Origin of the sequence: Brucella intermedia LMG 3301, assembly GCF_000182645.1 — a bacterium.
Lineage (GTDB): Bacteria > Pseudomonadota > Alphaproteobacteria > Rhizobiales > Rhizobiaceae > Brucella > Brucella intermedia.
Map to the genome: position 1 here is coordinate 1,192,964 of NZ_ACQA01000001.1, position 14,117 is coordinate 1,207,080.

Consider the following 14,117-nt stretch of genomic DNA (forward strand, 5'->3'; position numbering starts at 1 on the left):
TCCCCTACGGCTCAGGATTCCGGCAAGGCGCCGAAACGAATGCGGAAACGGCGGTTTTCCTTGCCCTTCTTTTCGATCTTGCCGATGTGGATTTCTCCCACTTCCTGCGTCTCGGAAACGTGTGTGCCGCCGCAAGGTTGCGAATCCACCACTCCGTTCTCACCAATAAGAACGAGGCGTATGCGACCGAGCCCCACCGGGGGGCGTACATTCTTCGACTTCACTATATCCGGATTGGCCAGAAACTCTTCATCACTGATCCAGCGAATGGCGACAGCATCGTTGGCGCTCACCCGCTCCATGAGCTTTTCGGTCACGAATTCCTTGGTGTAGGTCGGATCGGGGAGATCGAAATCAACGCGGCTTTCGTCCTCGCCGACAGCGGCGCCGGTAATCGGGAAAGGGCAGACAACAGACAGCAGGTGACAGGCCGTATGCATGCGCATCAGCTTGTAGCGCCGGGGCCAGTCTACATGCAGCACCAGTTTTTCGCCGATTGCGGGTGCAGCCTGCCCCTCTGCCGGCACATGAATGATTTCGTTCTTGTTTTCGCCGGTAACGGTCGCCGCAATCTCTATACGAGAGCCGTCCGCACGTTCGAAGAAGCCGATATCCCCCGGCTGACCGCCGGAGGTCGCGTAAAAATTGGTCTGGTCGAGAATAATCCCGCCCGTTTCGGTAATGGCGAGCACCGTGCCCTCCGCCGTTGAAAGATAGGAATCTTCGCGGAAAAGCGCTTCGGTCTCGTATGCCATGATTATCCCTCGAACGGTATGTCTATCTCGGTTTTCGTCTCCAGCCAGCCCGGTACGGGCAGGTTCTTGCCGCGCAGGAAAGCAGGATTGAACAGCTTGGACTGATAGCGATTACCATAGTCGCAAAGCACCGTCACAATTGTGTGGCCCGGACCGAGATCTTTTGCAAGCCGGATTGCGCCTGCAATATTGATGCCTGATGAACCGCCAAGGCAAAGCCCCTCATTTTCCACGAGATCGAATACGAGATCGAGCGCTTCCACATCGGAAAGACGATAGGAGAAATCGGGGGTGAAGCCTTCGAGATTGGCGGTGATACGCCCCTGCCCGATGCCTTCGGTAATCGAGTCGCCTTCGGCTTTCAGCTCGCCCGTCGTGTAAAAGGAATGAAGTGCAGCTCCATACGGATCGGCAAGTGCGATCTTGATATCGGCATTGTGGTCCTTCAAGCCGAATGCCGTACCGACAAGCGTTCCGCCTGATCCGACTGCCGCGACAAATCCATCAACCTTGCCATTGGTATCGCGCCAGATTTCCTGTGCAGTGGTTTCGACATGAGCTTGCCGGTTGATTGGATTATCGAACTGATTGGCCCAGACAGCACCATTCGGCTCGCTTCTGGCGAGTTGTTCGGCTAGCCGTCCGGAAAGACGCACATAATTGTTCGGATTGCGATAGGGCGCGGCTGGAACTTCGATCAGTTCGGCGCCAAGCAGGCGCAAGGCGTCCTTCTTTTCCTGGCTCTGCGTTTCGGGAATGACGATGACAGTGCGATAGCCGAGCGCTTTTGCAACCATCGTGAGGCCAATGCCGGTATTGCCAGCCGTGCCTTCGACAATAACCCCGCCGGGTTTTAACAGCCCGCGCTTTTCCGCATCGCGAATAATATAGAGCGCTGCCCGGTCCTTCACCGACTGACCGGGATTGAGGAACTCGGCCTTGCCGTAAATTGCGCAGCCGGTCAGTTCGGAAGCCTTCTTCAAATGGATCAATGGCGTATTGCCGATTGCGTCGAGCACCGATTGGAACATGGCATCCGTCCTTCCTGTTTCGCAGAGGAAACTATGAGGAACAGCTCTGCCCTTCAAGCAAGCGGGGAATATTTTTCCCCGCCATTACGCAAAGCGAAACCCGTTTCGCGGCCATAAATAGAAAAGCCGCCCGAAATGGGCGGCTTTTTGGAAAAATGTTTGAGAAGCGGAATTATGCCGCGCGCTGGCCGCCATTGCCGTTGGCATTGCGGCGCTTACGGCGGAACGGGCGCTTCGCTTTGGGAGCGGCGTCCGCCGTTGCGTGGGCGGCTCCGCGATGATCGCCAGCTTTCGGGGCTGCGCGGCGCGGTTTCTGTGGAGTTCCGCCTTTGCGATGGGTCTTCTGCGGGCGCTCGCCGGGAGTTGCAGCGCGGGGTGCCGGAGCCGGTGCAAGTTCCACAGGCGCATCCTTGATCGGAAGCTTGCTGCGCGTCACGCGCTCGACCGCTCGCAGTTTGGATTCCTCCGCCGCCGGATCGTAGAGCGTGATCGATGCGCCGCTGGCGCCATTGCGGCCAGTACGGCCAATGCGGTGCACATAGGTTTCCGGCTCGTCAGGCAGATCGTAGTTCACGACATGGCTGATACCCGGAACGTCAATGCCGCGTGCAGCGATGTCGGTTGCGATCAGAATTCGCAGCGATCCATCACGGAATCCGTTCAGCGCACGCTGGCGCGCATTCTGCGACTTGTTGCCGTGGATCGCAGCGACTTCGTAGCCATCCCGCTCCAGATGGCGCACCACTGCATCTGCACCGTGCTTAGTACGGGTGAAGACGATGACCGAACGCATGGCCTTGTCACCGAGCAGTGCGGAAAGAAGACGGCGCTTTTCCTTGGTGTGCACAGGATGCACGACCTGCGTGATTTCAGCAGCAGTCGTTCCCTGCGGAGCAACTTCGACGCGAACCGGGTCACGCAGCAGGCTTCCCGCCAACGATGCGATTTCCTTCGGCATGGTCGCCGAAAACAGCGCGGTCTGGCGTTCGGAATGGGTCGCCTTCGCGATGCGCTTCACATCGTTGATAAAACCCATATCGAGCATACGGTCCGCTTCGTCGAGAACAAGCCAACGCGTCTGCGAAAGGTCTACCAGACCGTCACGCATCAGATCAGTGAGACGGCCCGGCGTAGCGATCAGAACGTCGATGCCCGGCGCGATGCGCTTGATTTGCGACAGTTTGGAAACGCCGCCAAGAACAAGCGCGGTCGAGATATGCGCATGTTTGGAAACATTGCGGATCGTCTGTTCGATCTGCACGGCCAGTTCGCGCGTCGGCGCGAGGATCAGCGCACGTGCGGTCTTGGGACGGCGCTTGTCGCCGAGCCCGATGATCTTCTGCAGGATAGGCAGGCTGAAAGCAGCGGTCTTGCCGGAGCCCGTCTGCGCAATGCCCAGAATATCGCGACCTTCAAGCTGATGCGGGATAGCCTGCAACTGGATCGGCTTCGGCTCGGTCATGCCAGCGGCTTCAACGCCCTTGAGCAAAATGCCGGTAACGCCAAGAGCGGCAAAGCCGCCCGTAATTTCTTTTGTCAATTCAATCTCTCTCAGTGGCACCATGCTGTCATGGTCCACATCCAATGCCGGTCAAGCGCAACTTGCCGAACTCTATCTGTTCAATGATAACGACGGGACGCCGGAACTTTAAACTCCTGGCGACTTGCGCTGCCGTGCCCGAACATTTCTCGGGTCTCCCCGCCTCCGGACCATTCCGGAAGACAGAGGCGAGACGCAACAAGTCCAATGCCGGGAAAGCCGACAAACACGTCGGCCCATGCGCCTGCCCCGGCATATGGGGTGTTTTCGCCAGAAAAGCAACCGATTTTGCTTAAACCACCAAAATCAGATGATGAAGTCGGCAAGCACCTGATTGTCCGTTATGTCCTGATAAGCCCAGCCCGCTTCAGCGAACTTCTTTTCCAGAAGCTTGAAGTTAGACGCATTCTTCGTTTCGATACCGATCAGGACCGAACCGAAATTGCGCGCCGACTTCTTCAGATATTCGAACCGGGCAATGTCATCCTCGGGCCCCAGCAGATCAAGGAACGAGCGAAGCGCGCCCGGCCTCTGCGGAAAACGGAAAATGAAATACTTCTTCAACCCTTCAAATCGAAGTGCACGCTCGCGAACGTCCGGCAGGCGCTCGAAATCGAAATTACCGCCTGAAACGACAATGACGATCCGCTTGCCCTTGAGATCGCTCTTCTTGAAATCCTTGAGCGCATCGATGCCAAGTGCGCCGGCCGGTTCAAGGACGACACCTTCGATATTGAGCATCTCGATGATGGTCGCGCAAAGCCGGTTTTCCGGAACCGTTATGACAGTTTTCGGATCAAAGCCTTTGAGAAGCTTGAAGTTTTCCTTGCCGATCTCAGCAACAGCCGCGCCATCGACGAAATTATCGACGTGGGTAAGCTTGATGCGCTTGCCTGCCTCAAGGCTGCCTTTCAGGCTCGCCGCGCCCTGTGGCTCGATAAAGCGGAAACTCGTCTTCCAGCCGCGATCCGAAACATATTGGGTAACGCCGCCGGACAGTCCCCCGCCACCCACGGGCAACAGGATAAAGTCAGGCTTCTTTTCGTCGGGTAATTGCCGTTCGATCTCCAGCGCCACCGTGGCCTGTCCTTCGACAATGCCGGGATGGTCGAAAGGTGGCACCATCACGCCCTTGTTGCTTGCTGCAAATTCCTGCGACGCGGCATAGCAAACGTCGAAAATATCGCCCACCAGCTTGATTTCGATGAATTCGCCACCAAAAGCGCGCGTCTTATCAATTTTCTGCTGCGGCGTTGTGACCGGCATGAACACGACGCCCTTGCGGCCAAAATGGCGGCAGACAAATGCAAAGCCCTGTGCGTGATTGCCTGCGGAAGCGCATACGAACACCACATTCTTGTCGGTTGTTTCGACAGCCTTGGAAATGAAATTGAAGGCGCCGCGAATCTTGTAGGAACGGACAGGCGTCAGGTCCTCGCGCTTGAGCCAAATCTCCGCACCATATTTCCGCGACAGGTAATCGTTAAGCTGCAGCGGCGTTTCTGGAAACAGCGCGCGCATTGCCTTTTCGGCCTCGGATACGGATTTAACGAAGGCGGTCATTATTGGACTTTCTGCATTTCCAACGGAATTTTGCCCATCGCTACATGGCTTTGACCTCACAGACAAGGTTGAAGCCTTGCCGGATGCCAAATCAGCGATCTGGAGCGGGCATATATTCGGCAGTTCTAACTGTTGATGTTAACAGGCTTTGTGGCTTGAAATCGTGATACAAATCATGACATAGACAATGGCAATTGCTGCGGTCGTGGCGAAATTGGTATACGCAACGGACTTAAAATCCGTCGTCTTTTAGACTTGCGGGTTCAAGTCCCGCCGACCGCACCACCTTTGCTCACTGTTATCGGTCCGTCGCTGGTACCTTTACCGGGCGTTTAGACGCCATCAATACAAAAAGATAATATAATACAATTCACTAATTGAGATACATAACATACAACATGAAAAGCCGCAGATCAGGTCTGCGGCTCCTCTAGCTTAAAACCTGATTAGCCGTGCAGTCTGGCGGTAATTTCCGCAACGCGCTTGCCCTGGAAACGAGCTCCCTCCAGTTCCTGCTCCGAAGGCTGACGCGAACCGTCGCCATCGGCGGTCGTCGTCATTCCGTAGGGCGCACCGCCACGCACCACATCGTTACCCATCTGGCCCTGATACGCGTAGGAAAGCGGAACGATGATCATGCCGTGATGCTGCATCTGCCATTGCGTGGAAATCAGCGCGAGTTCCGCACCGCCATGTTGTGTGGCTGTGGAAACCATCACCGACCCGACCTTATTGACGAGAGCACCCTTTGCCCAAAGCCCGCCGGTCTGGTCGAGAAAGTTTTTCATCTGGGCTGCCATCATGCCGTAGCGGGTAGCAGTAGCGATGATGATGGCGTCGTAATCTGCAAGTTCCGCCGGCGTAGCGATCGGCGCATCCTGATCCACCTTATAGTGCGAGGCTTTTGCGACATCTGGCGGGACCAGTTCGGGCACCCGTTTGAGAGTGACCTCCGCGCCGCCTTCGCGCGCGCCTTCCACAGCGGCCTTGGCCATTTTCTCGGTATGACCGTAGGCCGAATAATACAACACCAGCACCTTAACCATGTGACTCTCCCTATCCCGGTTTGTGAGGCCCCGACCTCGAAAGCTTCAATTAGGGGAGCGGCCTCCTTTGGAAAGGCGCAACCGCGGCCAAACGAATGAAATGCTGAAATAAAGCAGTTGCAGCCTTGTCCTGCTGGCGCTTAACTGAAGCCAGAAAATGGAGTCTGGATATGACCAACAATCCGCAGCAAGCCGTCAGGGCCGCGATGCTGGCAATTGGCGACGAGCTTCTCTCTGGCCGCACCAAGGATAAGAATATCGGGCATCTTGCCGACGTGCTCACAGCGGCCGGGATCGATCTGAAGGAAGTACGGATTGTTCCGGACGAGGAAGCGGCCATCGTAGACGCTCTCAATGCGCTGCGACCGCATTATGATTATGTCTTCACGTCAGGCGGAATAGGCCCCACCCATGACGATATCACTGCGGATGCTGTTTCGACGGCGTTCGGCGTGCCTTGCATCTATGACGAGAAAGCCATGAGGCTGCTCGGTGATAATTACGCGAAGCGCGGGCTGGAATTTACCGACTCGCGCAAGCGCATGGCGCGCATGCCGCAAGGCTCGGAGCATATAGCGAATCCCATCTCAGCTGCTCCCGGCTTTCATATCGGCAATGTCTATGTGATGGCTGGCGTACCTTCCGTGTTCCAGGCGATGCTCGACAACGTGCTGCCCACGCTGAAGACCGGACGGAAGCTTCTGTCGAAATCCGTGCGCTGTCCCTTTGGCGAAGGCGTGATCGGTGCGCCCCTGACGGAAATCCAGAAAGAAAACCCGGATACGATCATCGGTTCCTACCCGAAATTCGAGAATGGACGCTTCAGCACCGAACTTGTCGTCCGGGGCAGCGATCCTGCGAAAATTGATACGGCGATCGATGCAATCGAGAAAATGATCTCTTCACTCGAAAAGATGGGCGCTGCTTGATCGCCTGCAACCTTTTGCCTGCGCAACTCGTTGCATTATATGCTAAAATAGAAACACAGCCGGAAGGAGTTCTGTCATGTCCTACAAGACGGTGGTTGCCTATTCTCGCAGTGAATCCGAGTTGAAGCGGGTTTTGTCCGCCGTTGGACTTTTGAAGCAGAAGCTGCCCGATATTCATGTCATCGGGCTGTATGCCACTCCTTCGCCCATCGTCTATGCCGACCCGAACGGCTTCATCGATCCCGGAATGTTCGAACTGCATGACAAGCAGCACAAGGAACTCTCCGAAAGATTGAAACATGTCTTTGAAGAGGAAATGCGCCGTCAGGGCACCAATTATGAGTATCGCATCACGCGCTCGGAAACAGGCACAGCCGCAGACGGCGTGCTGACCGCTTGTCTTGGCGCGGAATTGCTGATCGCCGGACAACCGGACCCGGACGATCCGGCCACCAACGACGAGACCGCCGATACCATCGTTTTCAATTCAAGCTGCCCTGTTCTGCTCGTACCCTACGCACCGGTGCTGCCTATGGTTTCACTGGATCGTATCGTCGTCGCCTTCAACGGCAAGCGTGAAGCCGCCCGCGCTGCGTTCGACGCCCTGCCCCTGATGAAACATGCGGACAGGACGGAAATCGTTTGGGTTGATCCGCCGGAAATCGAAGGCGAGGATCAGGCGCTGGCAAGCCACGATATCGCAGAATCAATTTCGCGCCACGGCATCGAAGTAACGCCGACGGCAATCGCCTCGAACGGCCGCTACGCCCAGGATGCTTTGCGGGAGCACATTATCGCGCAACGTTCCGATCTTCTCGTGATGGGCGCCTACAGTCATTCAAGGTTGCGAGAACTGGTCTTTGGCGGCGTGACGCGCTCCATGTTGAACGAATTGCCAATCCTCACACTTTTCTCGCGTTAAAAGGCATGGCTGAGGACCGGTTTGGTCGTTCAGCCCCCATGTGATCGCACGACACGCTTGCAAGAACGCCATTTTTGCGGTTATCAGCATCACCCGGCGCTGACTGTGCCGGGTGGAGAGCCTTTTTCTTACTCGCCGCCTGCCTGAATTGGCGCGGGTGGAAAAGCCGCAGATCCTGACAGTTACAGCGCTTGGCAACCGTCACAGCGCATTTTTGGTTTTAAAAGGTCCGGAGAACAAACTCCGGATCGTTCCACGGAGCGTTTCGATGTCCTTGCCAGATAAAGCCTTTCCCGTTTCCTGGGACCAGTTCCACCGCGATGCCCGCGCCCTCGCCTGGCGGATCGCCGGCATGAACCGCGATTGGCACGCAATTGTTGCCATTACGCGTGGCGGACTGGTTCCAGCGGCCATCGTTTGCCGCGAACTCGGCATTCGCCTTATCGAAACCGTCTGCATCGCCTCCTATCATGACTACACATCGCAGGGAGACATGCAGATTCTCAAGGGCGTCAGCGAAACGCTTCTCGAAAATGGCGGTGAAGGCGTCATCGTCGTCGACGATCTGACCGATACGGGCAAGACTGCCGCCATCGTTCGCGAAATGATGCCGAAGGCCCATTTTGCAACCGTTTATGCCAAGCCGAAAGGCCGCCCGCTGATCGATACCTTCGTGACTGAAGTATCGCAGGACACCTGGATCTACTTCCCCTGGGATATGGGCTTCACCTATCAGGAGCCGATTGCAGGCGGAAAACGCGGCTAAAGCCTGAAGTGAACTTGCCCTAAGTCCATAGGGATTCCACTTCTGCTGGAACTGGTGGCTTTCGGCTGTGCCGGGTCCTAACGCTACAAAACGAAAATAAACGAATGCGATTGCGGTGATATTTCCGCCGCAATCGCACCTTATAGAAACTACACCGAAATAACGCCGACCAAGGGCGAAGTGCCTTTCCTAAGCTGCCATCCCATCTCGTAATTTCAGTAATGCCTTTAAATTAAAAGATTTTTTGGAACATTTTCGAAGGTTCGCAGTCTAAGTAATCAGTTGTTATTTTGGCGAATCGGATCATGCTATAAAGAAAGAGGGGATTTTCGCGGTGAAGTCGCAAGCAAAACAACTTATTGCAACCGAAAAGCGTATTCTTACGCCTTCGGGTCGTTTGCAGCAGGTTGCAGCACTTGTGCATCGTCGCGACATGGGCGCACTCAAGGTTCTCGTCATCACGAGCCGCGGCACAGGGCGATGGATCATTCCAAAGGGCTGGCCGCAAGTGGGGCGTACCCTTGCAGAAACCGCTCTTCGCGAAGCCTATGAAGAAGCCGGCATTCGCGGTGAAGTCTCTCCAATACCGATTGGCAGTTTTTGCTACTGCAAGACGGACCTTCCGCCGGAGCGCATCAACCAGTTCGTGGCTGCGGTATTTGCCGTGCAATTCACAGGTCAGGAAAAAGACTGGCCAGAGCGGGACCAACGCATCTGCGAGTGGGTATCGCCGCAGGAAGCTGCATGTCGTGTCGAAGAAAGTGAATTGAAGCAGATTCTGAACCAGTTTGGTGATTCGGGAATAGCGGCGGCCGCCGAGTAGGCAGCTAGCCGCCCCGACACCGCAATTTCTCCCGGCTTGCGACCTATTTGCCGGGATTTCCCCTTTCTATAGAAAATCCTACCGAAATTGCTCCAGGAAGCGCCACGAGGGGGCGAGGTTCCAGGCCCTTCGTTCTCCAGCCGGCTTGTTTCTTAAAACTGTCGCTTCTCCCCGTTATCCACATTTGCCCCAAGCGGTTACGCACAATATCTAGATGCTGGAGCGTTGCAGCAAACCATTGCTTGACGCTCGAAGCCGAGTCGTTTTTTATGAGACTATCGTTGCGTAAGTAGCGTGGTCGGGCGTTGTAAATCCGTCGATCTTTTTTCGGTCAAGTTGAGTATCGAACGAGCGTCGCGCTTTGGAAGTGTGTTTTTCGCTCGGTGCTTTCTTGCGCCCGTATTCTGGGCATTCCGGTCTTTGGAGAAGCAGATGCAGCGTCGGAAAGAAACAGCGTTAACACTAGATTTAGTATTTGCGCTCACACTCCTTACAAGATAAGGTATTTTTCGTTCTGCTGATTTTTAATCGCGAATAGCGTTAGCAAGGTTGCAATTAAGCTCCCCTGAGGCGTTTTTTCGTGGGATTGAAAGAGGCGGAAGCGGATTTCCGGGAGCTTTCTCCCCAACAAGACGCTCCTCCCCGCAGAAGAGCTGTTTTGACAGAGACGCGATACAGACAGGCCGTGGCTGAAAACCGTCACTAAAGCTACTATATATAGAACGTTTGGATGGGACAGATGAAGATCGAACGCCGTTTCACGAAAGAGAATCAGTCGGCCTATGCGGACATCGCGTTCCGGACTGCGACCAGCGAGATCAAGAATCCCGATGGGTCCATCGTATTCCGTCTTGAAAACATCAATGTGCCCGCGCAGTTCAGCCAGGTGGCCGCTGACATTCTCGCCCAGAAGTATTTTCGCAAGGCCGGCGTCCCCGCGCAGCTGAAAAAGGTCGAGGAAAACGACGTCCCTTCATGGCTGTGGCGTTCGGTCGCCGATGAGGACGCGCTCGCCAAGCTGCCGGAAAACGAACGCTATGGCTCCGAGATGGATGCCTGCCAGGTTTTCGACCGTCTCGCCGGCACCTGGACCTACTGGGGCTGGAAAGGCGGCTATTTCGCCTCCGAAGAAGATGCCCTCGCCTTCCGCGACGAGCTTGCCTATATGCTCGCAACGCAGCGCGTGGCGCCGAACAGCCCGCAATGGTTCAACACCGGCCTGCACTGGGCCTATGGCATCGACGGTCCCGGCCAGGGCCATTTCTACGTCGACTGGCAGACTGGCAAGCTGACCAAGTCCAAGTCGGCCTACGAACATCCGCAGCCGCATGCCTGCTTCATCCAGTCCGTCGGCGACGATCTGGTCAATGAGGGCGGTATCATGGACCTTTGGGTCCGCGAGGCGCGCCTGTTCAAATATGGTTCGGGCACCGGTTCCAACTTCTCTTATCTGCGCGGCGAAGGTGAAAAGCTTTCTGGCGGCGGCAAGTCCTCCGGCCTCATGAGCTTCCTGAAGATCGGCGACCGCGCTGCGGGCGCAATCAAGTCCGGCGGCACGACCCGCCGTGCCGCCAAGATGGTCGTTGTTGATATCGATCACCCGGATATCGAGGAATATATCGACTGGAAGGTGAAGGAAGAGCAGAAGGTTGCTTCGCTCGTCACCGGCTCCAAGATCGTCAAGCAGCATCTGACGGCCATCATGAAGGCTTGCGTCAATTGCGAAGCCGGCTCTGAAGCAACTCGGGACGATTGCTTCGACCCGGCGAAGAACCCTGCCCTGAAGCGTGAAATCCGGGCCGCGAAGAAGAACCAGGTCCCGGAAAACTACGTCAAGCGCGTGATCCAGTTCGCACGTCAGGGCTACACCGACATTCAGTTCAAGACCTACGATACTGATTGGGATTCGGAAGCCTACCTCACCGTTTCGGGCCAGAACTCCAACAACTCCGTCTCGCTGAAGGACGAATTCCTGCGCGCTGTCGAAAATGACGGCGACTGGAACCTCACCGCACGCCGCGACGGTCGCGTCATGAAGACGCTCAAGGCGCGCGATCTCTGGGAAAAGATCGGTTACGCCGCCTGGGCGTCCGCCGATCCGGGCCTGCACTACAACACGACCATGAACGACTGGCACACCTGCCCCACGGCTGGTCCTATCCGCGCCTCTAATCCGTGCTCGGAATATATGTTCCTCGATGATACGGCCTGCAATCTGGCGTCGATCAACCTACTCACCTATCGCAACAAGGACGGTTCGTTCGACATTGCGGCTTACGAGCACACGGCGCGCCTGTGGACCATCGTTCTCGAAATCTCGGTAATGATGGCGCAGTTCCCGTCCAAGGAAATTGCCCGCCTCTCCTATGAATACCGCACGCTCGGCCTCGGCTATGCCAATATTGGCGGCCTGCTGATGACTTCCGGCATTCCTTATGACTCCGACGAAGGCCGCGCTATTTGCGGCGCGCTGACCGCGATCATGACCGGCGTGGCCTATGCGACCTCCGCCGAAATGGCGAAGGAACTGGGCACCTTCCCGAGCTACGAGCCGAATGCACAGCACATGCTGCGCGTCATTCGCAACCATCGCCGCGCCGCACATGGTGAAACCCAAGGTTATGAAGGCCTCGCCGTCAACCCGGTCGCGCTGATTGCCGAAGATTGCCCGGATCAGGATATGATCGTCCATGCCCGTGCGGCCTGGGACAAGGCGCTGGAACTGGGCGAAAAGCATGGCTATCGCAATGCACAGGCAACCGTCATTGCGCCGACCGGCACGATCGGCCTTGTCATGGATTGCGACACAACCGGCATCGAACCGGACTTCGCTCTGGTGAAGTTCAAGAAGCTAGCCGGCGGCGGCTACTTCAAGATCATCAACCGCGCCGTGCCGGAAGCACTCCGCACGCTCGGCTACTCGGAAAGCCAGATTGCCGAAATCGAAGCCTATGCTGTCGGCCACGGCAACATCAATCAGGCGCCTGGCGTCAATCCCTCTTCCCTGAAGTCCAAGGGCTTCACCGATGAGAAGATCGAAGCCCTGAATGCGGCTCTCAAGAGCGCGTTCGACATCAAGTTCGCTTTCAACAAGTGGACGCTGGGCGAAGATTTCTGCAAGGATGTGCTGAAGCTCACGGACGAGCAGCTCAATGACTTCTCGTTCGAAATGCTGCCTGCCCTTGGCTTTACCCGCAAGGAAATCGAAGCTGCCAACATTCATGTTTGCGGCGCGATGACCCTCGAAGGCGCTCCCTTCCTGAAGGAAGAACACTACGCCGTGTTCGATTGCGCCAATCCATGCGGCAAGATCGGCAAGCGTTATCTCTCGGTAGATAGCCACATCCGTATGATGGCTGCCGCGCAGCCGTTCATTTCGGGCGCGATCTCCAAGACGATCAATATGCCGAACGATGCAACCGTCGAGGACTGCAAAGACGCATACATGCTTTCATGGAAGCTGGCGCTCAAGGCCAACGCGCTTTATCGCGATGGCTCCAAGCTCTCCCAGCCGCTCAACGCCTCGCTGATCGCGGACGATGAGGATGAAGACGACGCAATCGAGGCGCTGATTGAAGCACCGGCAGCCGCTCGTGCCGTTCAGGTTACCGAACGCATCGTCGAGAAGGTTGTCGAGAAGATCGTCCACGAACGCGAAAAGCTGCCGAACCGCCGTCAGGGTTATACCCAGAAGGCAGTGGTTGGCGGACACAAGGTCTATCTGCGTACTGGCGAATTCGGCGACGGACGTCTCGGCGAGATCTTCATCGACATGCACAAGGAAGGCGCCGCCTTCCGCGCAATGATGAACAACTTCGCCATCGCCGTTTCGCTCGGCCTGCAGTATGGCGTGCCGCTTGAAGAATATGTGGAGGCTTTCACCTTCACGAAATTCGAACCAGCTGGCATGGTTATCGGCAACGATGCCATCAAGACCGCGACGTCGATCATCGATTATGTCTTCCGTGAACTGGCTGTGTCCTATCTCGGTCGCAACGACCTCGCCCATGTCGATACGAGCGATTTCGGCAATACGGCGTTGGGCAAAGGCATCAAGGAAGGCAAGACCAATCTGGTTTCGACCGGTTGGACGCGTGGATACAAGCCCACGCTCGTGACGAATTCGAACAACGAAGCCAAGGGATCGACGAGTTCTGCGCCGCAGGCCTCCAACGTCACAACCTTGAAGTCGACCACTCCGGCGGGCAATCGCCCGGCAACAATCGGCTTGGTCACGGATGGCGCAACGGCTTTCAAACGCGAATTCGAGGAACAGCCTGCACCGGCGCAACAGCAGGAAAGCACATCGGCAACGGAGCTGTTCTCTGACAAGGCCGCCGCAGACGCTGCCTCGGCCCGTGCGGAAAGCGCAAATGCCGCCAAGAAGCTGGAAGCTGATCGCCGCATCAAATCGATGATGCAGGGCTATACGGGCGACAGCTGCACCGAGTGCCAGAACTTCACCATGGTCCGCAACGGCACCTGCCTGAAGTGCGACACTTGCGGCGCAACGAGCGGCTGCAGCTAAAGGTCGTCGGTAAAAACAGTGGATAGCCCCCACTGAAAAGTCATAAAGTGGGGGGCCGGAGTCACAAAAGTGGGATGTGAAGAGTCATAAAGCGGCTCTCGGCTATCCACCTGACACGTCGATCTAAGTATTGACCAAAAGGTGTTACTGGCCATTTGGAAGCTAAAACTGGCCAAATCACATTCTACTGTTTCCGGGCGCTGAAAGGTGCCCG

General features: G+C 56.3%; 10 protein-coding genes and 1 tRNA gene. 6 read left to right on the forward strand and 5 right to left on the reverse strand.

Features of this window, described 5'->3' with window-relative positions; translation table 11 throughout:
- Window positions 1–11: 11 nt before the first annotated feature.
- The 4 genes from OINT_RS05680 to ilvA form a co-directional block, all read right to left on the reverse strand.
- The gene (locus OINT_RS05680) at window positions 12–755 is read right to left on the reverse strand and encodes an alanyl-tRNA editing protein (RefSeq protein ID WP_006466828.1); all 744 of its coding nucleotides are present in this window, start codon (window positions 753–755) and stop codon (window positions 12–14) included.
- A 2-nt stretch (window positions 756–757) separates the two neighbouring features.
- Window positions 758–1,786: a cysteine synthase A gene (locus OINT_RS05685; protein ID WP_006470472.1), complete on the reverse strand. Its 1,029-nt coding sequence runs from the start codon at window positions 1,784–1,786 to the stop codon at window positions 758–760.
- 172 nt (window positions 1,787–1,958) lie between these two features.
- Window positions 1,959–3,350 carry a DEAD/DEAH box helicase gene (locus OINT_RS05690; protein ID WP_006470473.1) on the reverse strand — a complete coding sequence of 464 codons (1,392 nt, stop codon included), beginning with the start codon at window positions 3,348–3,350 and terminating at the stop codon, window positions 1,959–1,961.
- A 282-nt stretch (window positions 3,351–3,632) separates the two neighbouring features.
- Complete coding sequence (gene ilvA, locus OINT_RS05695; protein WP_036564632.1) at window positions 3,633–4,892, reverse strand: threonine ammonia-lyase IlvA; 1,260 nt, start codon at window positions 4,890–4,892, stop codon at window positions 3,633–3,635.
- A gap of 196 nt (window positions 4,893–5,088) precedes the next feature.
- Here ilvA and OINT_RS05700 point away from each other — a divergent pair.
- Window positions 5,089–5,174, forward strand: a tRNA-Leu gene (locus OINT_RS05700).
- A gap of 161 nt (window positions 5,175–5,335) precedes the next feature.
- Here the strand turns inward: OINT_RS05700 and wrbA are convergent.
- A complete protein-coding gene (gene wrbA / locus OINT_RS05705) occupies window positions 5,336–5,935 on the reverse strand; it encodes an NAD(P)H:quinone oxidoreductase type IV (RefSeq protein WP_006466832.1) in 600 nt (199 codons plus the stop codon).
- A 170-nt stretch (window positions 5,936–6,105) separates the two neighbouring features.
- On the opposite strand from wrbA, the gene OINT_RS05710 reads away from it, so the two are divergent.
- The 5 genes from OINT_RS05710 to OINT_RS05730 all read left to right on the forward strand — a co-directional run bounded on the left by OINT_RS05710 (window position 6,106) and on the right by OINT_RS05730 (window position 13,903).
- A complete protein-coding gene (locus OINT_RS05710; RefSeq protein WP_006470475.1) occupies window positions 6,106–6,864 on the forward strand; it encodes a competence/damage-inducible protein A in 759 nt (252 codons plus the stop codon).
- Between the two features lie 76 nt (window positions 6,865–6,940).
- Window positions 6,941–7,786, forward strand: coding sequence for a universal stress protein (locus OINT_RS05715; protein ID WP_006466834.1), 846 nt, complete (start codon window positions 6,941–6,943; stop codon window positions 7,784–7,786).
- Between the two features lie 268 nt (window positions 7,787–8,054).
- On the forward strand, window positions 8,055–8,552 hold the full coding sequence (gene gpt / locus OINT_RS05720; protein WP_006470476.1) for a xanthine phosphoribosyltransferase: 498 nt from the start codon (window positions 8,055–8,057) through the stop codon (window positions 8,550–8,552).
- 334 nt (window positions 8,553–8,886) lie between these two features.
- Entirely contained in the window at window positions 8,887–9,375 is a 489-nt protein-coding gene (locus OINT_RS05725; protein WP_006466836.1) for an NUDIX hydrolase, read from the forward strand.
- 739 nt (window positions 9,376–10,114) lie between these two features.
- Window positions 10,115–13,903 carry a vitamin B12-dependent ribonucleotide reductase gene (locus tag OINT_RS05730; protein ID WP_006470477.1) on the forward strand — a complete coding sequence of 1,263 codons (3,789 nt, stop codon included), beginning with the start codon at window positions 10,115–10,117 and terminating at the stop codon, window positions 13,901–13,903.
- The last annotated feature ends 214 nt before the right edge of the window (window positions 13,904–14,117 follow it).

Bases quoted from the DNA above. Each gene is read 5' to 3' on its own strand.
- OINT_RS05730 (WP_006470477.1), top strand. From the start codon at position 10,115: ATGAAGATCGAACGCCGTTTCACGAAAGAGAATCAGTCGGCCTATGCG.
- gpt (WP_006470476.1), top strand. From the start codon at position 8,055: ATGTCCTTGCCAGATAAAGCCTTTCCCGTTTCCTGGGACCAGTTCCAC.
- OINT_RS05690 (WP_006470473.1), bottom strand. From the start codon at position 3,350: ATGGTGCCACTGAGAGAGATTGAATTGACAAAAGAAATTACGGGCGGC.
- OINT_RS05680 (WP_006466828.1), bottom strand. From the start codon at position 755: ATGGCATACGAGACCGAAGCGCTTTTCCGCGAAGATTCCTATCTTTCA.
- wrbA (WP_006466832.1), bottom strand. From the start codon at position 5,935: ATGGTTAAGGTGCTGGTGTTGTATTATTCGGCCTACGGTCATACCGAG.
- OINT_RS05715 (WP_006466834.1), top strand. From the start codon at position 6,941: ATGTCCTACAAGACGGTGGTTGCCTATTCTCGCAGTGAATCCGAGTTG.
- OINT_RS05710 (WP_006470475.1), top strand. From the start codon at position 6,106: ATGACCAACAATCCGCAGCAAGCCGTCAGGGCCGCGATGCTGGCAATT.
- OINT_RS05685 (WP_006470472.1), bottom strand. From the start codon at position 1,786: ATGTTCCAATCGGTGCTCGACGCAATCGGCAATACGCCATTGATCCAT.